This is a genomic window from uncultured Endozoicomonas sp., assembly GCF_947495845.1.
Taxonomy (GTDB): domain Bacteria; phylum Pseudomonadota; class Gammaproteobacteria; order Pseudomonadales; family Endozoicomonadaceae; genus Endozoicomonas.
The window spans coordinates 106,427-132,566 of the sequence record NZ_CANMAO010000003.1; the positions used below are offsets into that span (position 1 = coordinate 106,427).

Here is a 26,140-nt window from a genome sequence, read left to right on the forward strand (position 1 = left end):
GATTAATCCAGCGCAATCCAGGTAGATTTTAATTCGGTGTATTTTTCAAACGCGTATAATGACTTATCCCTGCCATTACCAGACTGCTTGAACCCACCAAAGGGCATGGTCATATCGCCGCCATGGTAGTTATTGATAAACACAGAACCAGCCCGAAGTCGTCTGGATACATGGTGTGCACGGCTCAAATTATCCGTCCAAAGCGCGGCGGCCAATCCATAGACCGTGTCGTTTGCAATCTGAACCGCTTCGTCTTCATCCTTGAAGGTAATCACTGATAATACCGGCCCGAAGATCTCTTTCTGGGCGATGGTCATTTTGTTATTCACACCATCAAAAATGGTGGGCTCAATATAATAACCGCCGGTGTCTGCCATCACCCGCTCGCCACCCATAATGAGCTGTGCGCCTTCCTCTTTACCTGATTCGATAAAACCGAGCACATGGCGGGTCTGAATATCATCAACAATGGCACCAGAGGTGGTTTCAGGGTCTAAGGGATGACCTGGTTTCCAGGTTTCCATGTGCTTTTTCAGGAGTGTGATAAATTCGTCGTGTATGGATTCTTCAACCAACAATCGGGAACCTGCGGTGCATACCTCACCTTGATTATATCCAATGGCCATGGCCGCATAACTGGCGGCTTTATCAAGATCGGGGGCATCTGCAAAGATGATGTTTGGGCTCTTACCTCCGGCTTCCAGCCATACCCGTTTCATATTCGATTCACCGGCATAAACCATCAGCTGTTTGGCAACATGGGTTGATCCTGTGAATGCCAGACAATCCACCTCCGGATGCAATGCCAGCGCTTTACCGGCGGTGTGACCAAAGCCTGGCAACACTTGCAAAACCCCTTTCGGCAAACCGGCTTCTTCTGCCAGTTCAGCCACTCGAATAGCCGTCAGTGGTGACTTTTCCGAAGGTTTTAAGATGACACTGTTGCCGGTCGCCAGTGCAGGCCCCAGCTTCCAGGACGCCATACTTAACGGGAAGTTCCATGGCACAATTGCTGCCACCACACCGATGGCTTCTCGTGTTACCAGCGCAAGACTGCCCTGCCCTACCGGTGCAACTTCGTCGTACACTTTATCAATGGCTTCCGCGCACCAACGAATACAATTGGCGCTGCCCGGAATATCATCACTCAGAGATTCACTGATGGGTTTACCCATATCCAGCGTCTCTAACAGTGCCAATTCTTCACGATGCTCATCAATCTTGGCGGCAAACGCTTGAAGGATTTGTTTACGGTTTTTGGGTGCCATATCAGCCCAAACCCCGGATTCAAAAACAGAACGAGCGACAGAAACCGCGCAATTCACATCCGCTTCATCACAGCTGGCAATGGTGGCGATCTTTTTTCCATCGATTGGGGAAATACAATCCAAGGTATCGCCACTGGCTGCATCGGTATATTCACCATTGATCCATGCTTGCCCACGGATAGTTAGCTGTTCAGAAAATGCCTGCCAGTCAGCACGATTTCTTACCGTCATTTGGTCGCCTACTTTTTATGATTCTAATTCAGGTTAATTGCACATTAACCAAATGCAATGCTTGATTCAATACGAAATGTTTGAAATATTGTACACATCGTTTGATATACCATTCACCCTACAAGGTGAACACAACCGGTTAAAACCATATTATTAAAACAATAATAAAAGGTGACATCATGTCCAACCAGACGCCCATGGATGCTTTCTGGATGCCATTCACGGCCAATCGCCAGTTTAAAGAACAACCCCGACTGCTGACCAGCGCGGAAGGTATGTTTTATAAAGACGACAAAGGTCGTTCTATAGTGGATGGCTGTGCAGGTTTGTGGTGTGTGAATGCCGGGCATGGCAGAAAGGAAATTTCCGAAGCCGTTGCAGAACAAGTGGCCAAACTGGATTACGCGCCCCCCTTTCAAATGGGGCATCCTCTGGCATTTGAGTTTGCCGATCGACTGGCAAAACTGGCTCCGGGAAATCTGAACCATGTGTTCTTCACCAACTCCGGCTCTGAATCCGTTGAAACCGCCCTTAAAATTGCTCTTGGCTATCACCGCCTGAAAGGCGAAGCCACACGACAACGTCTGATTGGTCGGGAACGCGGTTATCACGGCGTTAACTTTGGTGGTATCTCTGTCGGTGGCATTGGCAATAACCGTAAGATGTTTGGCCAAGGTCTCAGTGGTGTTGATCACCTTCCCCACACATTAAACATAAACCTTAATGCCTTTACCAAAGGTCTGCCGGAACATGGTGTTGAGTTGGCAGACGCCCTTGAGCAGATCATTGCCCTGCACGATGCCAGCAATATTGCTGCGGTGATTGTTGAGCCAGTATCAGGATCCGGTGGCGTGATCATGCCACCTAAAGGTTACCTTCAACGAATACGGGAGATCACCAGAAAACACGGCATTCTGCTGATATTTGATGAAGTAATAACCGGCTTTGGTCGTGTAGGTAAAGCCTTTTCTTCTACCCGCTGGGGAGTAGAGCCCGATATCATGACCACGGCCAAAGGCCTGACCAATGGTGTTATCCCTATGGGGGCAGTGTTTGTCAGCGATGAGATTCACAATGCCTTTATGACCGGGCCGGATAATATGATTGAACTGTTCCACGGTTATACCTATTCTGGCCATCCTGTCGCCTGTGCGGCAGGGCTGGCGGCGCTGGATCTTTATGAAAATGAAGGCTTGTTTGAAAAAGCCATCGAGATGGAAAACCTGTTTGCTGAATCACTGTTAAGTCTAAAAGATCTCCCCAATGTGATCGATATTCGCAACACTGGCCTGGTCGCTGCGATCGAACTTGCACCCGAAGCGGGTAAGCCGGGTCAACGTGGTGAAAAGGCATTTAAGCATTGCTATGAGAACGGTGTGCTGGTTCGCTGGACGGCAGATATTCTTGCCCTTTCACCACCACTGATTATAGAGCCCACCCACATTGACCAGATCGTGACTGAACTAAGAAATGGCATACTCTTTGCTGATCAACCAGCATGATCCAGGAAAGAATACAGCTTAATGTGTTAACACATTCAATACATAAAGCGGCTGTATTTCTGACCAAAAAGAGTTCAATAAATAAAACACTTATGCCAAAGTGTAAAAAATATTACCAGAGATGCTTTCTAATTTTCGTAGCGAGCATGGTGATATAAACGGCAGAACAAGGCGGAGTGACGAGTAATAGCACGGCTACTTGTGCCCTCGGGTATTGCGAGGAACTCCAACGCTGGACTGGGGTTTAGATCACCAGCGCAGTAGGAAATTAGATAGCATCTCTGGTAAAAGAATAAAGGTTGATTATGACCACAAACACACGCCCGCTCATCGGCGTCACCGCCGATACAACAATGGATGGCCTGCACAGGGTTCATCAGGCTGGCGAGAAATACATTACTTCTGTCGTTCATGGTGCCAATGGCATTCCCGTTATTATTCCTTCCCTGCCGGAGCCGCTGGACAGTCATCAGATTCTCTCTCAACTGGATGGCATCCTGATCACTGGAGGCTATTCCAATATCCAACCTCCGCGCTATGGTGGTGCACCTGCAGGGCCTGATGCCCACGAAGATGCACAGCGAGATCAATCAACATTGCAGTTTATTCCCGATGCCATCGACATGGGTATCCCAATACTAGGCATCTGTCGTGGATTACAGGAATTGAATGTTGCTTACGGTGGCACTCTGCATCAAAAGCTCCACGAAACCGGCAGGTATCAGGAGCACCGTGAAGATAAAAGCACTCCGCTCGATACGCAGTATGGGCCAGCCCATCCGGTACATATTCAAGCAGGTGGGTTACTGGCAGCCATTGCAGGAACGAAAGAACAAATAGTGAACAGCGTGCATATGCAGGGCATTGATCAATTGGGTGCTGGATTAAACGTTGAGGCCGTTGCACCGGATGGGCTTATCGAAGCCATTTCTGTTTCAGGCAGCAAAAACTTTGCTCTCGCGGTGCAATGGCATCCGGAATATCGGGTTACCGAAAACCTGTTTTCCATGACCATTTATCAGGCCTTTGCAGAAGCCTGCCGTACACGGCATTACGAAAGACACAACGCCTATCTACACGAACTATAACGCTCACTAAAAAAAAGAAAAAACCATGAAAAAACTGGCCAGCTGGTTAAAAGAGCAAAAAATCACTGAAGTAGAAGCGGTTATTTCTGACTTCACCGGAATCGCCCGGGGCAAAATCATGCCCAGCAATAAATTTCTTGCGGAAAAAGGTATACGACTACCGGAGAGCATTCTGATACAAGGTGTGACCGGAGATTACGTTGATGATGAAATCTACGATGATCTGATGGACCCTGCAGAAGTCGATATGATTCTCAAGCCCGATGAATCCGCCGTTCACAAAATCCCCTGGGCGCTAGAGCCCACCGCGCTCGTGATACATGATTGCTATGACAAACAGGGCAACCTGATTAATACCGCCCCAAGGGCTGTGCTGAAAAATGTACTGGCACTTTACCAAGCAAAAGGCTGGACACCTGTCGTTGCACCGGAACTGGAATTCTACCTTACCCAACGATCTGCTAACCCGGATCACCCACTGCAACCACCGGTCGGACGTTCAGGTCGCCCGGAATCCGGCCGTCAGTCTTACAGCATTGATGCAGCCAACGAGTACGATCCGTTATTTGAAGATGTCTACGATTGGTGTGAAGAACAGGGCCTGGATATTGATACCCTGATTCATGAAGAAGGGGCGGCGCAGATGGAAATCAACTTCCGTCACGGTGACGCGCTCTCTCTGGCAGATCAGGTCTTTTTATTTAAACGAACCGTTCGGGAAGCCGCTTTAAAACATGGCATTAATGCCACCTTTATGGCGAAGCCCGTCAGCCATGAACCCGGCAGTTCCATGCATTTGCATCAAAGCATTCTCGATAAAGAGGGAAACAACATTTTCAGTAATGAAGACGGCAGCCCAAGCAAGCTGATCGATCATTATATTGGCGGGCTACAAAAATACGTTTCCGAATCCATGGCGCTCTTTGCTCCCAACGTAAACTCCTACCGTCGTTTTTTGAGTAACGCCTCGGCACCGGTCAACCTTGCCTGGGGCATCGATAACCGCACCGTTAGCCTGCGAGTTCCTGAATCCACAGCTGACAGCCGCAGGGTAGAAAACCGTCTGGCTGGCGCCGATGCCAACCCCTACCTGTCTTTTGCCGCCTCTTTGCTCTGTGGCTATCTTGGCATGATCAATGAAATCGAACCCACGGAGCCGGAAACCGGAAATGCCGCTGAAGATTCAAACGACAAAAGACTGCCATTGAATCTGGAAGAAGCGTTAGAACTGATGGAGAACAGTGAGATTTTGAAAGAGACACTGGGTGAGCATTTTGTTCGATGCTATGTGGAAGTAAAAAGAGCTGAATACCAGAATTTCAAAGAAATCATCAGTTCCTGGGAACGTCAATACCTGCAAATGACCGTATAAAAGCTACAAATACAATAAGAAATTAAGGGCATAAAAAAATGAGCTACGCCATTTCAGAACCTAAAGCCATAAAAGATACGATCACTGAACCTACGGTTATGATTGAAAAAACCAAACAATCAACAGAAGAGAAGCAGCTGAAAGATCAACACCATCACCTACACCCTTTCTCAGATCCTGCCGGATTGAAAAAAGACGGTGTTCGGGTCATTGAATCTGCCGAAGGTGTCTACCTCCGGGATAGTGATGGTAATCGTATTCTTGACGGTATGGCTGGTCTGTGGTGCGTCAATCTCGGTTATGGGCGCCCTGAATTGGTTGAAGCCGCCTGCCACCAGATGAAAGAACTGCCCTACTACAACACGTTTTTTAAAACCACGCACAATCCGGCGATCAAACTGGCAGAAAAACTCTCTGAAATTACACCAAAACACATGAACCACGTTTTCTTCACCGGCTCTGGTTCAGAATGTAATGACACTGTTTTGCGTATGGCGCGCCACTACTGGGCCAGTAAAGGCCAACCGGAAAAACAGATCTTTATCAGTCGCGAAAATGCCTACCACGGCTCTACCGTTGCCGGTGCCAGCCTCGGCGGTATGAAACCCATGCACAAACAGGGCGGTCTACCGATTCCTGGTATTGTTCATATTCAGCAACCTTACTGGTATGGAGAAGGTGGTGACCTTTGCCCGGAAGCCTTCGGCCTGAAAGCGGCACAAGCACTGGAAGAAAAAATTCTGGAACTGGGTGAAGACAACGTTGCCGCATTTATTGCCGAGCCAATACAAGGCGCCGGTGGTGTGATTGTCCCCCCGGAAACCTACTGGCCAGAAATCAAACGTATCCTGAGTAAATACGACATTCTTCTGGTCGTCGATGAAGTCATTTGTGGCTTTGGCCGAACCGGTGAATGGTTTGGCAGTGATTACTACAGCTTGCAGCCAGATATGATGCCCATGGCCAAAGGGATGTCCTCTGGCTATTTGCCCATTGGTGGCGTGATGGTCAGTGATCGCGTTGTCGACGTACTCGAGGCCGGTGGTGATTTCAACCATGGTTTTACCTATTCCGGCCATCCAACCGCAGCCGCTGTAGCCCTTGAGAATATTCGAATTCTCCAAGAAGAAAAGGTGGTCGAGAACGCCAGAACAACGGTTGGCCCTTATCTGCAAAAACGTTGGGCAGAATTGGCAAATCACCCTCTGGTGGGTGAAACCCGGGGCGTTGGCATGGTTGCCGCTTTGGAAATCACCAATAACAAAGAGGCCAGAACCCGCTTTGATGACAATGGTACCGCCGGAACGGTGTGTCGAGATTTCTGTTTCAAGAATGGTTTGGTGATGCGCGCTGTAGGCGACACCATGATTATTTCTCCACCTCTGGTCATCAGCCATGCAGAAATTGATGAGCTAGTGACCAAAGCCCGCAAATGCCTTGATCTAACGATGGAGTATTTCAACGCAGCAGAGTAAGCCGTTCAAAACTTAATCAATGCAGTAGAAAAGGCGTCACTGTGTTGATATTGTCCCTGAGCGTTTAACCACTAACACCACTTACAACAACAAGAAAAAAGGACCTCCTATGATCCGACATTTGGGTAAGTCTCTTATTGCTGCCAGCATTGGCTGCACCATGGCGCTGTCGCCTGCGACCATGGCCAGTGAAAAGACGCTGAACATCTATAACTGGTCTGACTATATAGCCGAAGACACCATTGCCAATTTTGAAGCCGAGACCGGTATCGATGTTCGTTATGATGTCTTTGACAGTAACGAAGTACTGGAAGCCAAACTGCTTTCTGGTAAAAGTGGCTACGACATTGTTGTTCCGTCGTCTGATTTTATGGCTAAACAAATCAAGGCCGGTGTTTTCAAAGAGCTGGACAAAAGCAAACTGCCTCAGTGGAGCAATCTGGATACTGAGCTGATGGCTCTGCTGGAAACCTACGACGAAGGGAACAAACACGCGTTCCCTTATTTGTGGGGCACCACAGGCATCGGTTACAACCCGGATCTTGTCAATAAATACCTCGGCGAAGACGCTCCGACCAGCAGCTGGGATCTGGTGTTTGATGTCAACAATATCAGCAAGCTAAGCCAGTGCGGTGTCGCCTTTCTGAATGCGCCGTCGGAAATAATGCCCGCAGCACTGCGCTATATGGGACTGGATCCAAACTCAGTGAATAAGGCTGATTATAAGAAAGCTGAAGAATTACTGATGAAGGTTCGTCCACACATCACTTACTTCCACTCATCACGTTACATCTCTGACCTTGCCAACGGGGATATCTGTGTGGCTGTCGGTTGGTCCGGTGATGTGCTGCAGGCCAGTGATCGTGCCTATGAAGCCGAAAATGGTGTCACCGTTGAGTACACCATTCCTGATGAAGGTGCGGGTATGTGGTTTGATATGCTGGCCATTCCCAAAGATGCGGACAACGTTGACGAAGCTTACGCCTTCCTTAACTACCTTTTGCAGCCTGAAGTGATTGCAGACATCAGTAACTACGTCGCCTATGCCAGCCCTAATAAAGAGTCAGTGCCTCTGGTTGACGAAGAGATTCGCGAAAACCCCGGTATATACCCGACGGAAGCCGCTAAAAAGAATCTTTATGTTTTCTCGGTACTACCACCAAAAATTGATCGTGTAATTAACCGATCCTTTACCAAAGTGACCACCGGGCAATAAAAAATACAGAACTGGTGGCTAACCAAATTCACCAGTTCTGTAAGCTAGATGTTCATTGTATATCACCCGGGAGGTGATGGAGCCATAGGCTGACAAGCCATTGCTCAATAGCTGAAAGTACTTTTCAAAACCTAATAAGAAGAACAAAGGTGTAACGCAATGTTCAACCCTGGCAGTTCAAAAGACCAACCCATTCTTCAAATCCAGAGTGTCTCAAAACAGTTTGATGATTCACTGGCGGTGGATCATGTCTCTCTGGATATTCCCAAAGGAGAAATCTTTGCACTGTTAGGCGCATCCGGTTCCGGAAAGTCCACATTACTGCGAATGCTGGCGGGTTTTGAAAAACCAACCTCTGGACGAATTATTCTCAACGGGCAGGACATTACCCATTTACCGCCCTACGAACGCCCGATCAACATGATGTTCCAGTCATACGCCCTGTTCCCACACATGACCGTAGAACAAAACATCGCCTACGGCCTGAAGCAAGACAAACTGCCCAAAGAAACCATAGGACAGAAAGTGCATGAAATGTTGCAACTGGTAGACATGAGTCAATTTGCCAGACGCAAGCCCCATCAACTGTCCGGCGGTCAACGACAACGTGTTGCCCTGGCTCGCAGCCTTGCCAAACAACCCAAACTCCTATTACTCGATGAACCCATGGGCGCTCTGGACAAAAAACTCCGCACACGCATGCAGCTGGAATTGGTGGATATTATTGAAAAAGTAGGCGTTACCTGTCTGATGGTGACCCACGATCAGGAAGAAGCCATGACCATGGCGCATCGCATTGCCATTATGGACGCTGGCTGGATTGTTCAGGTGGGCAGCCCCACCGATATCTATGAAACACCCAACAGCAGAATGGCGGCGGAATTTATCGGCTCTATCAATATGTTTGAAGGTCGAATCACTCAGGATGAGGCAGACCATGTGGTTATTGAATCACACCTGCTGAATGCGCCTGTCCGCATTGGTCACGGCATTGCAACAGCATTGGAAAACCCGGATATCTGGGTGGCTGTGCGACCGGAAAAAACCCGTGTTACCCGGGAAAAACCAGCCACTGACAATAACTGGTCCTCAGGGACAATAGACGACATTGCCTACCTTGGAACCCACTCGGTGTATTATGTCAAACTGGATTCCGGAAAAATTATTCAGGCCAATATGGCCAATATTGAACGGCATGGTGATCGCCCTACCTGGAATGATCCGGTTTACGTGAGCTGGGAAGAATCCAGCCCAGTCGTACTCAACAGTTGAGGGAGGGTGGTAATGAATACAATAAAACGACTTCTGCCCGGCAGAAAGGCTTTAATCGCCACACCCTATCTCTGGCTGCTGCTCTTTTTCCTGGTGCCTTTTGCCATTGTATTAAAGATCAGTTTTGCCGAAATGATCATCGCCATTCCACCCTACACCAGCTTGGTGGAGTTCGCCGATGAAACCCTCAATATCAGTTTAAACCTTGGGAACTACATCTTTTTGATAGAAGATGATATGTACCTGAATGCCTACCTTAGCTCCGTTCAGATCGCCTTTAACGCCACTGTATTTTGCCTCTTGCTGGGATATCCCATGGCTTACGCGATGGCTCGAGCACCTCAGCATATGCAGACGACATTGCTACTGTTAGTCCTGCTGCCTTCGTGGACCTCATTCCTGATTCGAATCTATGCGTGGATGGGCATTCTTAAAAACAACGGCTTAATTAATAACGCGCTGATGTTTCTGGGAATCATTGATGATCCGCTACTGATCATGAATACAAACATCGCCGTTTATATCGGCATTGTTTATGCCTATCTACCTTTTATGGTACTGCCTCTGTATGCCAACCTGGTGAAACACGATCACTCGTTACTGGAAGCTTCGGCGGACCTGGGATCACGTCCGTGGAAAACCTTTTTGACCGTTACATTGCCTTTGTCCAAATCCGGTGTGATTGCCGGTTCTATGCTGGTATTTATTCCTGCGGTCGGCGAATTTGTGATTCCCGAGTTACTGGGAGGGCCGGACACGCTGATGATTGGTCGGGTTCTCTGGCAGGAATTCTTCAACAACCGGGATTGGCCCGTAGCCTCTGCACTGGCTATGGTGATGTTGATGCTTCTGATTATTCCCATGGCGCTGTTTCACCACTACCAATCCAAAGAGCTTACTGTTGATGAAGTGGGGGAACGGTCATGAGAAGCCACAGGAATAAACGATTCACTTTTTCCAACAGTCTGTTGATTATCGGGTTATTATTTCTCTACCTGCCCATGATCATCATGATTATTTATTCCTTTAACGAGTCCAGACTAGTCACGGTATGGGCTGGCTTTTCAACCAAGTGGTACGGAGAGCTTTTTGCCGACACCCAGCTATTACAAGCCATTGGCATGAGCCTTGAAATTGCCTTCTGGAGCTCTTGCATGGCGGTTGTACTCGGTACGATGGCCGCCTTTGTGATGACCCGTTATCGCCGCTTTCGAGGAAAAACGGCTTTCTCCAGTATGATCACGGCACCACTGGTGATGCCCGACGTCATCACAGGCCTTTCTCTGTTGTTGCTGTTTGTTGCCATGGCAAACACCATTGGCTGGCCAGCAGAACGTGGCATGCTCACCATCTGGATTGCCCATGTTACGTTCTGTGCTGCTTATGCGACAGTCGTCATTTCATCACGACTTCGGGAAGTGGATCGTTCTATCGAAGAAGCGGCGATGGATCTTGGCGCAACGCCGTTTAAAACCTTTTTCCAGATCACTCTGCCCGGCATTGCACCGGCACTGGCTGCCGGCTGGCTGCTTTCGTTTACTTTATCTCTGGATGATTTGGTGATTGCCAGCTTTGTCTCCGGCCCTGGTGCCACCACTCTACCCATGGTGGTATTCTCATCAGTACGCCTTGGAATTTCCCCCAAAATCAATGCTCTGGCAACATTGATTATTCTGGCCGTTTCCTTAGCCGCTTTTATCACCTGGTGGTTTATGCGAAGGCAGGAAACAAGACGTTTACAGATGATAAACATAAAAGACTATGAAGCCGATCAAATGCAACTGAGTTATGAACCATCGGCAGACCAAACTAATACACGACGAGTCACTTCAACTATAAACGTGACTCCCCCTAAAAATTGTCATTCTTCAGATAAGCATAAAACGGCTATATAGAATTATTGCCGTTTATTCACTATAAATGACCAAGAGCAAACGATGCTCATGGAGGATTAGAATTGGATGTAGGAACACGGTTAAAATCCGTCAGAGTTATGCACAACCTTTCCCAGCGGGAGCTGGCTAAACGTGCGGGTGTGACCAACAGCACAATTTCGATGATCGAAAAAAACAGTGTCAGCCCATCGGTTAGTTCTCTGAAAAAAGTACTCAGCGGAATTCCCATGTCGCTGGTGACGTTTTTCTCATTGGAAATGGATGGCCAGGGTTCCGAGCCCGTGGTTTTTCGTAGTGGAGATTCATCCCCTATGAATATGGACAATATCCTGATTCATGTAATTGGCCAGAATAAGCCGAACAGAGCCATGTCTTTTATGGATGAGCTATATCCACCAGAGTCCGATACAGGCGTTGAAATGCTATGCCATGAAGGCGAAGAGGCCGGTATTGTCATCGAAGGGTTATTGGAGCTCACTGTCGGTAACGATGTCTATGAGCTTACTACGGGAGACAGCTATTATTTTGATAGCAACAAGCCTCATCGGTTTAGAAATCCATCAACGGAAAATAGTTGCCGATTAATTAGCTGCACCTCTCCCGGTAATTTTTAATAATGATATAGACTGCCCTTACCAAGCATGCATTAAAACCAAGGGCGGTTTAATTTAAGCTTTTCATAAAAACTACCAACACTTGTTTCTTTATAAATGCAATTTAATATTAAAAATCATTGATTTGCCAAATCAAAAATTCAACCTACTCTATTAACAGAAATATTCTTCTAACCAGCACTCATAAAACAACAACCTCAGAATCTTTCTCACATACCTTGGGTAAAAATAAACAAGATCAACGTTAACTCCAGCAAAATTATTTCAACTAAATAAAAATCAATTAAAAATTCGATAGGTAAAATCAAGCCAAAACTCAAACCAAACAGCTTAATAAATATTAAGGTTTCTTTATGGATACGCCTGCAGCAGGCAAAACGCCCACCCATACTCCCACACCAAAACCAGATATTTTGCAACTGGAACAAGGCACCTTCGGTGCAATGGGGGCTCGAACAACGTCTTTAAACAACGTTGAGAACAACATGAAGCCGGGCTCTGCTAGCCAAGAAACAGAGCAAAACGGGGGTATAATAAACAGTACTCTTTGCAGCCGAAAGGTAGAGTGTACTTTAGCAGTCATTTACCTGACACTTGCGGCAGCGCAAGCTTGTAATGCGGTTTTTGCCCCGAAATACCATGGCGACCATGAGCATGAGCATGAGCATGAACATATGGAACAGGGTTGGTTTGATGGAACAATTGCCAGCATTCTTAGAAGAACCGGTCACGGTATTGAAAGTCTAGGCTCGGCAGCAGCGGGCATTGCAACAATTGGCGGCTTATTGTTTGGTACCCCCGGGCAAACCAGTAAATTCAAGCTTTGTGCAAATATATCGATGGGTATTGGCTCCCTGGGAACACTTCTGGCGGCAATAGGAGATGCTGGTAGCCAAGACTATGATCATGCAACATTGCATTTCATTCAGTTTGCAACAACTTTACTCAGTTCTCTACCCAGTGTATTCATCAGAAAAGCCGCTCCCAATAGCGGTGAGCCATCAGATACAACGACCAGAAATCAAATCATAAAGAGGGCTCTTGTCATAGCGGGTAGTGCAGGTGAGGCAGCAGCAACCTTTAAACTGGCTCATTCAATGGGCTCACCATTCTATATCATGGAAGGCACTGCCAATATTGCATTTGCTGTAGTCAACTGCAGGCTGCTTGCAGATGTTATAAATCAATATAAAAGAAATGCAACCCAAAACGATGAAAGTGCCATACAATCACTGGATTTCACTCCAAACTCTGCTGATAAATCTCTAGTGGTCATCGTATGCCCCTCTATACAACCAGTGCGCGATTCCCAGCAAAGCACCACAAGTAATGTAATTTCTTTAATAACTCCTGATGATACTCTGAAAGAGGAACAATGCTCATTCATCAGCAATAGCAATTCCAGTTTAGAGGCACCCGTTCCTTCTGAAAAGGCACCGGGATGGTTCCATGGCTGGAGCGCTTGGTTACCTAGTGGTTGTCTGACGATCATGTAATCCATAGCCAGGCTTGGGATGGAGATCGGGCTGCCAAATTTATCATCCGTTACAAACCAAAGCGCTGTTCATTGATGACCTAAGAAGGGTGAGCAGATCTCAAAGGCAGTGATACCGAGGAGAAAGCCCAGTTTTTTATAAAATTAGTCCTTTACCTTCCTGTAAGGGGAAGCGTTATGCTTTAAACAATATTAAGTACCCAACCATATGAAATCATATTTTCTGACTCATTGATCAGGCCCTCTGACTGCGTTGCAACTCTGGTTACATAGCTCACTATGCTCCCGCCGTTGCGCCTTGCAGAGAACCTGATCAACAAGCCAGAAATATTCGATTCCATATGGCCGGGTACTTAAGTAACCCGCCTGATAGAATAGCTTCAGGAGAGCATAACCCATGAACATCCAACAAACTGAATTGCAGCTGCAGGGGCTACGCTGTGCTGGCTGCGTCGCCAAGGTAGAAAAGGCTCTGCTCGACATTCATGGTGTCAGTGAAGCTAGCGTCAATCTTGCAGATAGAACCGCTATCATTACCGGCACCGCTTCTTCTAAAGAGTTGATTCAGGCCATAGAGGTCATTGGATTTGGTGCCAGTCTATCTGCAACTCAATCCGATAGTACCACTTTCTCGGTTCCCGGCATGAACTGCGCTTCCTGTGTCGGTAAAATTGAAAAAGCTCTGGAAACCGTTGATGGTATCTCTGCATCCATAAACCTTGCCGATAAAACCGTGACGGCAGAAACTGATGATGGAAGTTCTATTCAAGCATACACTCAGCAGCTTCTCGACCAGTTGGAACAGGCGGGGTATCCCGGGAAAGTCCTCATTTTGGGCGAAGCTGTCTATGAACAGCAAGAAGCCGATGATAAACGACGCTATCAATACCTGTTAAAACACACCTGGATTGCCCTTGGATTGGGTGTGCCTTTGATGGTCTGGGGCATGATCACCGGAGAAATGAGTGTTAACAACACTCAGCAGCAACTGGCCTGGGGCGTGGTTGGAATAATGACTGGATGGATTCTTGTGGTTTCCGGCGGTCACTTCTTTACCGGTATGTGGCAATCCCTTAAGCACCGCAGCGCGAATATGGACACTCTGGTAGCAACAGGAACAGGGGCAGCGTGGCTATATTCAATGATGGTCGTATTGTTCCCTCAATGGCTGCCAGAATCCGCCCGCCACGTTTACTTTGAAGCCTCAGCCATGATTATTGGTTTGATCAATCTGGGGCATGCCCTTGAACTCCGTGCCCGGGGGAAAACCAGTGAAGCCGTTAAACGATTGCTTGGGCTTCAGGCAAAAACCGCCCGGGTTGTTCGTCATGGACAAGATCTGGACATTCCTGTCAGTGACGTTCAAAAAGGCGACATCGTGCGAGTTCGCCCCGGCGAAAAAATCCCTGTGGATGGCTGTGTAACAGAAGGTGAAAGTTATCTGGACGAGTCCATCCTCACCGGTGAACCAATACCTGTAGCAAAGTCCGTGGGTGACACGATCAGCGCCGGTACCATCAACAAGAACGGCTCTTTGCTCTTCACTGCAGAGAAGGTGGGCAGTGAAACCGCGCTGGCACAAATCATCGCTATGGTGAAAAAAGCACAAAGCGCCAAAATGCCCATTGCCCGATTGGCTGACAAAATCTCAAGTATCTTTGTGCCAGCAGTAATTCTGATCGCACTGTTGGCAGCAAGTATCTGGTTCTTCTTTGGCCCTGAACCCAGAATTGCTCATATGCTGGTGGTGACGACCACCGTCTTGATTATTGCCTGCCCCTGCGCCCTTGGTTTGGCTACGCCTATGTCGGTCATGGTGGGTGTTGGTAAAGCAGCGGAACTGGGGATATTGATTCGTAAAGGCGATGCACTGCAACAGGCCAGCAAATTAACGACACTGGTTTTAGATAAAACAGGCACCATTACAGAAGGTCGCCCTACCGTTACCCAAATCATTACTCATGAGTCGTTTACCGAAGCACGACTACTGACGCTTGCAGCCAGTCTGGAACAGGCATCAGAACACCCTCTGGCAGAAGCCATTGTAGAGTCCGGAAAACAACTGGGCAGTGACCTGAGCGCTGTAAAAGACTTTCAGGCCATTCCCGGGCATGGTGTTTCCGGCCAGGTAGATACCCATAATCTTTTACTGGGTAATGCCAAACTCATGGCTGATAACCACATTGATACCTCAGCGTTTGAATCCCAAAGTGTCAATTTGGCAGAACAGGGTCAAACCCCGATGTACTTTGCTGTGAATCAACAACTGGCAGGTATTATTTCAGTATCTGACCCTATTCGTTCCGATTCAAAAACGGCCATACAACGACTTAAACAGCTTGGTATCAAGGTAGTCATGTTGACCGGCGACAATCAACTCACCGCACAAGCCATAGCAAAACAGGCTGGCATTGATGAGTTTTTTGCAGAAGTGCTCCCCGGTGATAAAGCAGATCATGTACAACAACTGCAGCAGCAAAAACACAAGGTCGGAATGGCCGGTGACGGCATCAATGATGCCCCAGCCCTGGCTCAAGCGGATGTCGGGTTTGCAGTGGGTTCGGGCACTGATGTTGCCATTGAGTCGGCAGACATTACGTTAATGGGCTCTTCGCTGCATGGCGTTGCGGATGCCATCGAGCTTTCAAGAGCCACATTGCGCAATATCAAGCAGAACCTGTTTGGAGCATTTATTTATAATTCTCTAGGTATTCCTGTGGCTGCTGGCATTTTGTTTCCGTTCACAGGGATGTTACTGAATCCGGTGATTGCCGGTGGGGCGATGGCGTTGTCTTCTGTCACGGTTGTATCCAATGCTAACCGGCTGAGACTTTTCAAACCATCCGATAAACGTTGATGTACATATAAGTACCCGGCCATATGGAATCGAATATTTCTGGCTTGTTGATCAGGCTCTCTGCAAGGCGCAAGGGCGGGAGCATAGCGAGCTATGTGACCAGAGTTGCAACGCAGTCAGAAGGTCTGATCAATGAATCAGAAAATATGATTTCATATGGTTGGGTACTTAAAGACCGGCTAAACCGGCAACGTAACAACCACCTCCAACCCGCCTTTTTCGTGATTGCGGAGTTGGAGGTTACCACCATGAATACTCACCAGATGTCGTGCCGTTACCAACCCAAGACCATGCCCTTCCGGGTTGCGCTTATAACCAAACTCCAAACGCTGATAAGGCTTAAAGGTGGAAATATCCACCCCGGCGGGCAGGCCAGGCCCACTATCCCTGATGGTAATAATAATCTGGTCGTCTTCACGCTTTATATAAACATTGACCGGAGAGCCATAAACGATTCCGTTGCCTATTAGATTTTCCAGACACCGCTTTAAAGCCAGAGGTTTGCCCGTTACTTCGTAAATCCCATGATTATTTTCGCCGTTTGGATGAAAGGGCGTATGCAGCCAGGCTCGTTGGCCGACCGACTGAGCAGCAAGGGTAATCTCATTCAACAACCGATCTAAATCCACCACTTCCGCATTTTCATGAATATCCGTATCACTGACCACCTGAAGCGCAGATTTCACCATGATCTCTAACTGTTCCAGATCTTTGATAAATGGATCACGAACATTGTCATCATCCATTAGCTCAGCACGCAGCCGGAGTCGGGTAATCGGCGTTTTTAAATCATGAGAAATGCCCGAGAACAGTTGCTTTCGATCATTCATATAATGTCGGATATTTTTCTGCATATGGTTAAAGGCACGTGCCGTACGTTCATATTCAAGACAGCCTTGCTCCGAAACGGTGACCGGCTCCAACCCTTCACCAAAAGCCTTGGCCGCACTGGAAAGCGCTTCAAAAGGCCGAACCATAAAGTAAATAGCCATGGTCGCAAAAGCCAATAATGTTAACATCCAGGCCATATAAGATGTTTGCAACGGAGCAGGAGAAAGCTCTTCAGCCAATATGGATGAATCCGGCATCAATGTCGCCAAATAGAGCCACTCTCCGGTTTCAAGCTTCAGCTGAATCACCAGTACTGGTAAATCCAGCGGATCAACCATCAAGCTTTCTTTACCCCAGTTGTCGGGTAAATCTTTCAGGTATGTCTGATTGTTAATCACTTTTAATGTTTCTGGTCGGGAGAATGCCACTTTCGGTTGACCAAAAATATGTTTATCACTACCTAATACAGCTTTGAAAACATTCACCACCGTCTGTTGAGCCTGAGAGTTTTGATAGGGTGAAAGCTCAATAAAATCGGAATTCAACGTAATAAAATATCGGGCACCGCCCATGTATCGCAGTTGATTAATGGTGACCTTGCGAATTTCTGCAGGCTGCGTCACAAAATAATCAATGGTTGCCAGCATCCGCAACGCCACATTGGTGGAGACTTTTGCCAGAGCCTGCTGACGGTCACTCTCCATTTCTTTTTCCCAAAGATAATTCACCAACAGCTGCGAGGTGAAAATCAAGGCAAACATAACCACCAAAAACCGACCCGCCAGAGTACTGGGAGAATAGATATTGATCTTGCTGATTAAAGCATGCCAACTGTTTTTGATCTTGCCAGTCATAAATTATTGATACGCCGTCACCGGCTCATGGGTGTGCTCAGTAAAGTGGACATCTGTCGCCAAAATGTAGCCGGAACCACGAACCGTTTTGATAATCTCTGGTGACTTTGCATCTTCCCCTAAACAATGCCTCAATCTGCTGATATGTACATCAATAAAACGATCCAATGGGTCAGAATTTCTTTTTCGTGTTTCTGCCGCAATATATTCCCGACTCAGTACTTTGCCTGCGTTGTTAATAAACAACATCAGCAAGTTATAGTCAGCGCCTGAAAACGACAATGGTTTTCCATCGGCACTGTATAAAGCCCGGGTAACCGTATCGAGACAGAGACCATGAAACCAGCAGTATCTTAAAGAGGGCTTAACCATTGGTTCAACAGGTTCACTACGACGAAAAATCGCTTTGATGCGGGCTAATAGTTCCCTTGGGTTAAAAGGCTTGGCAAGGTAATCATCAGCGCCAATTTCAAGACCAATAATCCGATCCATTTCATCCGACACTGCCGTCAACATAATCACCGGAACTTTGGAAAAAGTACGCAGGGTACGACACACTTCGAAGCCATCCATACCGGGCATCATAATATCCAGAACCACCATGGAACGGAGCGCTTCATCTGGTGACAGGCTTTGAAACCGATCGAGAAAGAACTCTCCATCGTCACAAGCCTCAACACAGAAGCCATGCTTTGACAGGTACTCAGCAATCAACTGACGAATACCATCATCGTCATCCACAACAAAAATCCGATGTGCTCCCATGCTCCCTCCTGTACTTTCTTTATCCTGATTATTTCAGTCAATAGAAAGTGGATAAATGACGTCTGGCAATAATCAGACGCTTTATCATAATTATTTTAAGGTTTTGTTACACTTCGTTGATCTCTCTTACCCTAACATCCATTTTCATTTGATAGCATTAGTTGACGCAAAAATACCAAATATAAAATTCACATAAAAGAGAGCAACAAAGATGAAAAAAACTACCATGTTTGCTGCCATAATGGCAGCTATGACCTTTGGCGGTACTGCGAACGCCAGCACAACTCTGGGTGTTACTGTCTACAAATACGACGATAACTTCATGGCTACCGTCAGAAGAGCCATCGAAGCGGAAGCTGGTAAAGTAGAAGACGTTCGTCTTCTTATGAACGATTCGCAGAACGACCAATCCAAGCAGAACGATCAGGTGGACGTGATGCTGGCCAAAGGTGTTGATGCTCTGGCCATCAACCTGGTTGACCCTGCCGCCGCGCCGGTCATTATCCAGAAAGCAAAACTGGATAACGTGCCCATCGTTTTCTACAACAAAGAACCAAGCGCGGACGCACTGGCCAGTTACGAGCACGCTTACTATGTGGGCACAGACTCCAAAGAGTCCGGCATTATTCAGGGTGAGCTGATCAGTGAGCACTGGATTCAAAACCCTGCATGGGACTTGAACGGCGATGGCAAAATCCAGTATGTACTGCTCAAAGGTGAGCCAGGCCATCCAGACGCTGAAGCCAGAACGTCCTACGTTATCTCCACTATGAACGACAAGGGATATGAGACAGAAGCTCTGCACCTGGATACCGCCATGTGGGATACCGCCATGGCTAAAGACAAGGTTGACGCCTGGATCTCTGGCCCTAACGCTGAAAAAATCGAAGTAGTCATCGCCAACAACGATGCCATGGCCATGGGCGCCATCGAATCTCTGAAGGCTGCTGATAAGTCTTCCATTCCGGTTTTCGGTGTAGACGCGCTGACCGAAGCACTGGCTCTGATCAAAAATGGCCAGATGCAAGGTACCGTTCTAAACGATGCCAACAACCAGGCTAAAGCGGCCTTCGAACTGGCGAATAACCTGGCCAACGGCAAGGCTGCCGGCGAAGGTACCAACTGGAATATTGAAAACAAAGTTGTTCGTGTTCCTTACGTTGGTGTTGATAGTAGCGACCTGTAAATCGCTATGATAAATCAGGGTTAAACCTATAGATTTAACCCTGATTTATACCAATGGCGCTTTTAAATTATGGAGCGAGCACGTTATTTTGGGCGACTGGGCAAGGCGAAGAGACGAGTCATAGCTGAAGCTATGGCGAGGAACTTCAACGCAGATCCAGTCGCTCAAAATAGCTGCGCAGACCATAATTTAAAAGCAGAATTGGTATTATACAACACCTCTCTTTCTCGTTTTAAGAGCAGTTGGTGGAAACTATAAATTCCGCCGGGTGTTCTGTGTCTCTAAAAGTCAGAAAGCTATGGAAACCAGCACCCAGAATGATTGGCTTCTGGAAATGAACGACGTCAGTAAGTCGTTTCCCGGAGTAAAAGCCCTGGACAGGGTTAATTTAAAAGTCCGACCTCATTCCGTCCATGCCTTAATGGGAGAAAACGGTGCGGGGAAATCGACCTTATTAAAATGCCTGTTTGGTATTTATGAAAAAGACGAAGGCAGTATTTATTTTCAAGGTCAGCCTGTTGAATTTGAATCTTCAAAAGAAGCATTGGATCACGGTGTCTCCATGGTTCATCAGGAGTTAAACCAGGTATTGCAATCCAGTGTGATGGATAACGTCTGGTTAGGTCGGTATCCAAAGAAAAATGGCTTTATTGATCACAAAGCCATGTACGATGAAACCAAACAGATATTTGAAGAACTTGATATTGATGTAGACCCAAAAGATAAAGTCGCGGATCTCTCCGTTTCCAAACGACAGATGGTAGAAATTGCCAAGGCATTTTCCTACAACGCCAAAATCGTCATTATGGACGAACCGACATCGTCGCTGTCGGAAAAAGAAGTCCGCCACTTATTCACCATTATTAGAAAACTAAAAGACCGTGGCTGTGGCATTGTTTATATCTCTCACAAAATGGATGAGATCTTTGCCGTCTGCGACGATATCACGATCCTCCGGGATGGCCAGTGGGTAACCACACGACCCCTGGAAGGGCTGGATATGGATCAGATCATCAGCTTGATGGTCGGCCGTGAGCTGACACAGCGCTTCCCGCCACGAGATAACGAGCCAAAAGAAGTGATCCTTGAAGTCAGCAACCTGACAGCCAAGAATCAACCTTCCATTCAGGATGTCAGTTTTGATCTCAGGAAAGGAGAAGTTCTGGGTATTGCCGGCCTTGTGGGTGCTCGAAGAACCGATGTCGTTGAAACTATTTTTGGCATCCGCGATAAAAGCAGTGGTTCCATCACGCTCCATGGCAAAAAGCTGTCCAACAAAGATGCCTATGAAGCGATTCACAACGGCTTCTCACTGGTCACTGAAGAGCGTCGTGCAACTGGCATCTATTCAACACTGGATATCACCTTTAACTCACTGATCGCCAACATTGAAAAATACAAAGGCAAATCCGGACTGCTCAGCAGTAAATCCATGGGGGATGACACTCAGTGGGTGATCGACTCCATGAAAGTGAAAACCCCGGGGCATAAAACCCGAATCGGCTCACTGTCTGGTGGTAATCAACAGAAAGTGGTTATTGGTCGATGGCTGCTGACTCAACCAGAAATCCTGATGCTTGATGAGCCCACTCGAGGAATCGATGTTGGCGCCAAGTTTGAGATTTACCAACTGATACTGGATCTCGCTAAAAAAGATAAAGGCATCATTATGATCTCCTCAGAAATGCCAGAGCTGCTCGGTGTCACCGACCGAATCATGGTGATGAGTAATGGTCGTGTTGCCGGCATTGTTAATACCAAAGACACCACCCAGCACGAAATTCTTGAGCTGGCTGCGAAGTATTTGTAACCAATTTTGATTTTTAATTTTAGTTTAAATAAAAAGGGGGGAGGACTGCCATGAGCAACGCCAGCAGTCTTACAGCGGGAAAACAATTTAATGTCCTGCGTTTGATTAAAGAAGGTGGCATTTATGCTGTACTTCTGATTCTTCTTGCTGTGATTATTATTCAGGAACCGTCGTTTGTTAGCCTGAGAAACATCAGCAACATACTTACTCAGTCGTCTGTACGAATCATTATTGCACTGGGTGTTGCCAGTTTGATTGTCACGCAGGGTACTGACTTATCGGCTGGTCGTCAGGTGGGTTTGGCAGCGGTTATTTCTGCAACCCTGTTACAAGCGCTGGAAAACGTCAATAAAGTATTCCCTGAAATAGGCCCAATGCCGATTCCGGCGGTGATTCTTATTGTCTGCGCCATCGGTGCCATTATTGGTATGGTAAACGGCATTGTGGTGGCCTACCTGAAGGTAACGCCATTTATTGCCACCATGGGCTCCATGATTATCGTGTATGGACTTAACTCCCTCTATTACGATTATGTAGGCGCGTCACCTGTCGCTGGTTTTGCCCCTCAGTTCTCAGAGTTTACCCAGGGGTTTATAAGGCTTGGTGATTTCAGGCTGTCGTATATTACTTTTTATGCAGCCATTGCCACGGTATTCAGCTGGATTCTCTGGAACAAAACCGTCTTTGGTAAAAACATTTTTGCCATCGGTGGTAACCCGGAAGCGGCGAAGGTCTCCGGCGTTAACGTACCGCTGACCCTGTTGAAAGTGTATGCTCTATCCGGCATCTTCTATGCCTTTGCAGGTCTTCTGGAAGCTGGTCGTATAGGCTCAGCCACCAACAACCTCGGCTTCCTCTACGAGTTGGATGCCATTGCCGCCTGTGTGGTGGGCGGAGTGTCCTTCGCCGGTGGTGTGGGTAGTATTATGGGTGTGGTCACCGGTGTGCTGATTTTTACCATCATTAACTATGGTATGACCTACATCGGTATCAACCCGTATTGGCAGTTCATTATCAAAGGCGGAATTATTATCTTCGCTGTGGCATTGGACTCAATGAAGTACGCTGACAAAAAATAAAAACACATGTCCCATCAGGTTGTGACCAATCAACCAGATGGGACTTAGCGTTTCAACAGCCTAAATTTAGACTCCCTCTCCTCTTTCTTTCCCTCTCCTCTTTCTTTCCCTCAGCTACCATTCTTTTAAAAAGATCATCACCTGTAAAGCCAACAAACCATCCATTAAAAAAATAGCCATCAAAAAATCCTTTTAATTTTAACACCATATTTTCATCTATAACCACATCCATATTTTCATCTATAACCACATCCATATTTTCATCTATAACTACATCCATATTTTCCAAACTATTTTCACCAGAAACATAAACCTCGGAATTATTATTCTTATATTTTTCAACGATACTCCTTAGCGATGCAACCTTAAACAGGTTTTTAGCATCATATAAACAATAGAGAAGTTCCATACCAGATTTCGAATAGCCTTTAATTTCGAAAAACTCCCTAGTGTTCAAAGAGGCATCACAATTCAGCCTTTCTTCTAACACCTTATCAATCAACCCTCTTATCAAACTCTGCAACTTATCAGGAAGATCAGTGAAAACATCACAATCTTTATGCACAAGGTTTAAAAACATCCCAAGCTGATAAAAACAAAATGCTACCTTTTTACCATTAAAAATACTATTTTTAAGATACTTAATAGAGTCATCATACTCTTCAGCACTTAAAGAATACTCTCCATCTATCAAAGTTAAATTTTCACAACATTTTTCATATGAAAAAGTAAATGCTTTTAATATAGCCAGTATAACCCCTCCTCTTTCACTCTCTACAATCATTTTATAAAACAATGCTATATCCTGAGGAAAAAATCTTTTCTCTCGATCATTATTTATCTGATTCAATAATACACCAAAGAAAACATCAATATACTTTGGCACTCTTAGTTTACGCTCTACTTTACTCACAGGCTTACTATTTAGTTTCGCAACTGCGCTATTACACCCACTGTTTTCATTGCTCTCATCGCCCTTTAACTCAGCACTGACTTTTCTCACCTTGTATTTAATGGCTGATTCACAACCATTTTCTAAGCTCGCTTGATTAACAACATCACACTTAGGCATTTTTTGATCCACATCTGCAACCATTACCAGATGAGAGGCATGCCTTTTACCACTAATAACAGGGGGCTGAGTATTTTTAGCCGACCTTTCCATCAAGCCAAAAATATTAGGCAAAAAACTATTGTTATCACTAATCATACTTACGACCCCAAGTTATTTATGCAAATAGTTAGGACAAAATGCTATAAGAAAGGTTCCATAAATAAGATATTTCTTTGCATCGAATCATTCCTGATGTATTGATTGGTCATCAGAAAATAAGGTTTCATGTCACCAGTTACATGTTTTAATCTGGGGCTGATGATGAGAATTAGGCAACAATCATGAACATATCCGAAGCAGCCGAACTCACCGGCTTAACGCCAAAGACCATCCGCTATTACGAAAGCCGGCAATTAGTTTCACCCGCAGCCCGGTTGCCGAATGGCTACCGCGATTATCAAAACAACCATATACGAGAGCTTTCTTTTGTCCACCATGCCAGAGAATTGGGTTTTACTCTTGAAGAATCAGGTAGCTTATTAGGTCTGTACAGAAATAATAAGCGACGGAGCGCGGACGTAAAAATGCTGGCTCAGCAGAAAATCCAAGATGTGGAAGTGAAGATCAAACAATTACAAACGATCAGGAAAAGCCTTAAAGCGTTGACTGAATGTTGCCAGGGAGATGACCAGCCAGACTGTCCGATTCTGGACAAACTGGCTGGTTAAAAAATCAGGTGGTCTGATCCAGAAAAGCGATGACTTGCTGACCCAGATCTGCAGGTGAGGCGTCAGCAGAAATCTCAAGATGCCTCTTCAGCTCCCCCCTACCGAGTAAGCTGGATAACATGCCTGATAAGCCCCGTTGCTGACGGTCCACTTCAAACCACAGTTTCAGTCGTTTCTCGTCCCGCCAGGCAACCACCTCAAGCTCTCGCCAGCGGCCGAGGAATTTTCCAGATACCGGCACAAATTCAAATTCCTGCACAAACGGTAGCTCGAAGCCTTTTGCCGCTTCGCATTCTGCCTGACGGAGTTGTAAACCAGATCCCATAAGCGCTTCGAACAAGCTACGCAACAATGGATCAGGCCTGACCACCAGTAGATCCGTATCCGAAGGGTCAATAGCGAACTGGATATCCAGGCCCGTTTCCAGCCACACCTTACCTTCCCCCAGGGTAATAGGTGTATTCCAAGGCAACGTAAAACTGTCTTTAAAAACCCGCTCCTCGCCCGCCGCAATAATAAACGACTCTGGTAGTGACCACTCACTGAGGGAGTAAACTTGTTTTACTTTCTCCTTAACCGATTCGTCACCATTACCTTTATTCCTTTCAATCTCTTCAAAATACTGACAGCAAATATCGAGATAAATATTATCAATTTGCTGCTCGATACTTCCGCCCTTCACATAGATATTGAAATCGACCCGTTCTCCAGGAACTAATTCCGGTTGCTTTAGAACAGCGTCAACTTTAGCAGCACCAATAGAAAGAGATGCCATGGCTTTTTTCAGTAGTGACATATACGGCTTTTGCACACTATTTTTGGTTTATAAAAATGGTTTATTGAGGCCACTGCAACTGGCCATTAACCACCAGCACACAATCCATTCCAGCTGAGGTAGCTGCCTGTCGTCCAAGCTCGGTATCCTCAAATACCAGGCAACGCTTTGGCTCAATGCCCATCTGCTCTGCAGCTTTCAGAAACGTTTCCGGATGCGGTTTGCCATTGTTGACATCCGTCACGGTGACCAACGTATCGAGACGATCCAGCACACCCACTTCATTCAATAACGCTAAAGCATCTCCACGCAGAGCGCCGGTTCCGACCGCCAGTTTTTTCTTACCTTCTGCAGCCAGTAATACCTGATACGTTTCCTCGATCAACACGGGTCCCTGAAAGATATCTTCCAGCGACTGTCGCTTGGTTTCAGCCACCTTATTCGTATCCAGAGCCAAGTTATAACGATCACTGATCATTTCAGCGGTTCTCTCCGTGGAAACACCGCCAAGAGAATGGTGCCATTGGCGATCATAGGGAAAACCATGGATTTCTGATGTTTTCTTCCAGGCATCGAGATGGGAAGGCATTGAGTCAATCAAAGTGCCATCCATATCAAAAATGATGGCATCATAGCGCTGAAGTTTGCTGAGCATATTCACTCTCATGGCGTCTACAGGAATACCGTGTTTTATACATCCTCGGGAAAGTCGTCAACCTACTTCAGGATATATTTCATATACTGAGCAACCAGATTAACTGACAGGAAAGGTG

21 protein-coding genes are annotated in these 26,140 nt (G+C 46.5%); 15 read left to right on the plus strand and 6 right to left on the minus strand.

From position 1 onward, the window contains the following. Window positions 1-2 precede the first annotated feature (2 nt). Entirely contained in the window at window positions 3-1,499 is a 1,497-nt protein-coding gene (locus Q1B11_RS03515; RefSeq protein WP_299727574.1) for an aldehyde dehydrogenase, read from the minus strand. Window positions 1,500-1,678: 179 nt separating this feature from the next. On the opposite strand from Q1B11_RS03515, the gene Q1B11_RS03520 reads away from it, so the two are divergent. The 11 genes from Q1B11_RS03520 (at window position 1,679) to Q1B11_RS03570 (ending at window position 16,285) form a co-directional block, all read left to right on the plus strand. Further along, window positions 1,679-3,001 carry an aspartate aminotransferase family protein gene (locus tag Q1B11_RS03520; RefSeq protein WP_299727577.1) on the plus strand — a complete coding sequence of 441 codons (1,323 nt, stop codon included), beginning with the start codon at window positions 1,679-1,681 and terminating at the stop codon, window positions 2,999-3,001. A gap of 305 nt (window positions 3,002-3,306) precedes the next feature. Next, complete coding sequence (locus Q1B11_RS03525; protein WP_299727581.1) at window positions 3,307-4,089, plus strand: gamma-glutamyl-gamma-aminobutyrate hydrolase family protein; 783 nt, start codon at window positions 3,307-3,309, stop codon at window positions 4,087-4,089. Between the two features lie 25 nt (window positions 4,090-4,114). Further along, window positions 4,115-5,461, plus strand: a complete 1,347-nt coding sequence (locus tag Q1B11_RS03530; protein WP_299727584.1) for a glutamine synthetase family protein — start codon at window positions 4,115-4,117, stop codon at window positions 5,459-5,461. Window positions 5,462-5,559: 98 nt separating this feature from the next. Continuing rightward, on the plus strand, window positions 5,560-6,936 hold the full coding sequence (locus Q1B11_RS03535) for an aspartate aminotransferase family protein (RefSeq protein WP_299728086.1): 1,377 nt from the start codon (window positions 5,560-5,562) through the stop codon (window positions 6,934-6,936). 109 nt (window positions 6,937-7,045) lie between these two features. Then, window positions 7,046-8,152, plus strand: a complete 1,107-nt coding sequence (locus Q1B11_RS03540; protein WP_299727587.1) for an extracellular solute-binding protein — start codon at window positions 7,046-7,048, stop codon at window positions 8,150-8,152. A 159-nt stretch (window positions 8,153-8,311) separates the two neighbouring features. After that, complete coding sequence (gene potA, locus Q1B11_RS03545) at window positions 8,312-9,424, plus strand: polyamine ABC transporter ATP-binding protein (protein ID WP_299727590.1); 1,113 nt, start codon at window positions 8,312-8,314, stop codon at window positions 9,422-9,424. Between the two features lie 12 nt (window positions 9,425-9,436). After that, on the plus strand, window positions 9,437-10,351 hold the full coding sequence (locus tag Q1B11_RS03550) for an ABC transporter permease subunit (RefSeq protein ID WP_299727593.1): 915 nt from the start codon (window positions 9,437-9,439) through the stop codon (window positions 10,349-10,351). Further along, window positions 10,348-11,319, plus strand: a complete 972-nt coding sequence (locus tag Q1B11_RS03555) for an ABC transporter permease subunit (RefSeq protein WP_299727596.1) — start codon at window positions 10,348-10,350, stop codon at window positions 11,317-11,319. The genes Q1B11_RS03550 and Q1B11_RS03555 overlap by 4 nt, the downstream gene beginning before the upstream one ends. 62 nt (window positions 11,320-11,381) lie before the next feature. Further along, window positions 11,382-11,933 carry a cupin domain-containing protein gene (locus Q1B11_RS03560; protein WP_299727599.1) on the plus strand — a complete coding sequence of 184 codons (552 nt, stop codon included), beginning with the start codon at window positions 11,382-11,384 and terminating at the stop codon, window positions 11,931-11,933. Between the two features lie 353 nt (window positions 11,934-12,286). After that, complete coding sequence (locus Q1B11_RS03565; protein WP_299727602.1) at window positions 12,287-13,429, plus strand: hypothetical protein; 1,143 nt, start codon at window positions 12,287-12,289, stop codon at window positions 13,427-13,429. Between the two features lie 396 nt (window positions 13,430-13,825). After that, window positions 13,826-16,285, plus strand: coding sequence for a heavy metal translocating P-type ATPase (locus Q1B11_RS03570; protein WP_299727605.1), 2,460 nt, complete (start codon window positions 13,826-13,828; stop codon window positions 16,283-16,285). A 179-nt stretch (window positions 16,286-16,464) separates the two neighbouring features. On the opposite strand, the gene Q1B11_RS03575 is transcribed toward Q1B11_RS03570, so the two are convergent. Both Q1B11_RS03575 and Q1B11_RS03580 read right to left on the minus strand, forming a co-directional pair. After that, entirely contained in the window at window positions 16,465-17,970 is a 1,506-nt protein-coding gene (locus tag Q1B11_RS03575; protein WP_299727608.1) for an ATP-binding protein, read from the minus strand. A 3-nt stretch (window positions 17,971-17,973) separates the two neighbouring features. Then, window positions 17,974-18,735 carry a response regulator transcription factor gene (locus Q1B11_RS03580; protein ID WP_299727611.1) on the minus strand — a complete coding sequence of 254 codons (762 nt, stop codon included), beginning with the start codon at window positions 18,733-18,735 and terminating at the stop codon, window positions 17,974-17,976. Between the two features lie 211 nt (window positions 18,736-18,946). Between Q1B11_RS03580 and mglB the strand changes: the two genes are divergently transcribed. The 3 genes from mglB (at window position 18,947) to mglC (ending at window position 22,810) form a co-directional block, all read left to right on the plus strand. Then, window positions 18,947-19,921, plus strand: coding sequence for a galactose/glucose ABC transporter substrate-binding protein MglB (mglB, locus tag Q1B11_RS03585; RefSeq protein WP_299727614.1), 975 nt, complete (start codon window positions 18,947-18,949; stop codon window positions 19,919-19,921). Between the two features lie 298 nt (window positions 19,922-20,219). Beyond that, window positions 20,220-21,731 carry a galactose/methyl galactoside ABC transporter ATP-binding protein MglA gene (gene mglA / locus Q1B11_RS03590; protein ID WP_299727617.1) on the plus strand — a complete coding sequence of 504 codons (1,512 nt, stop codon included), beginning with the start codon at window positions 20,220-20,222 and terminating at the stop codon, window positions 21,729-21,731. A gap of 50 nt (window positions 21,732-21,781) precedes the next feature. Next, window positions 21,782-22,810, plus strand: a complete 1,029-nt coding sequence (mglC, locus tag Q1B11_RS03595) for a galactose/methyl galactoside ABC transporter permease MglC (protein WP_299727620.1) — start codon at window positions 21,782-21,784, stop codon at window positions 22,808-22,810. Between the two features lie 52 nt (window positions 22,811-22,862). Here the strand turns inward: mglC and Q1B11_RS03600 are convergent, their stop codons facing one another. After that, window positions 22,863-24,020 (minus strand): hypothetical protein, encoded by a 1,158-nt coding sequence (locus tag Q1B11_RS03600; RefSeq protein WP_299727623.1) that lies wholly within the window; start codon window positions 24,018-24,020, stop codon window positions 22,863-22,865. A gap of 185 nt (window positions 24,021-24,205) precedes the next feature. Between Q1B11_RS03600 and cueR the strand changes: the two genes are divergently transcribed. Further along, window positions 24,206-24,592 (plus strand): Cu(I)-responsive transcriptional regulator, encoded by a 387-nt coding sequence (gene cueR, locus Q1B11_RS03605; protein WP_299727626.1) that lies wholly within the window; start codon window positions 24,206-24,208, stop codon window positions 24,590-24,592. A gap of 4 nt (window positions 24,593-24,596) precedes the next feature. On the opposite strand, the gene Q1B11_RS03610 is transcribed toward cueR, so the two are convergent. After that, window positions 24,597-25,388 (minus strand): sporulation protein, encoded by a 792-nt coding sequence (locus tag Q1B11_RS03610; RefSeq protein WP_299727629.1) that lies wholly within the window; start codon window positions 25,386-25,388, stop codon window positions 24,597-24,599. A gap of 40 nt (window positions 25,389-25,428) precedes the next feature. After that, a complete protein-coding gene (locus Q1B11_RS03615; RefSeq protein ID WP_299727632.1) occupies window positions 25,429-26,022 on the minus strand; it encodes a beta-phosphoglucomutase family hydrolase in 594 nt (197 codons plus the stop codon). Window positions 26,023-26,140: the final 118 nt, after the last annotated feature.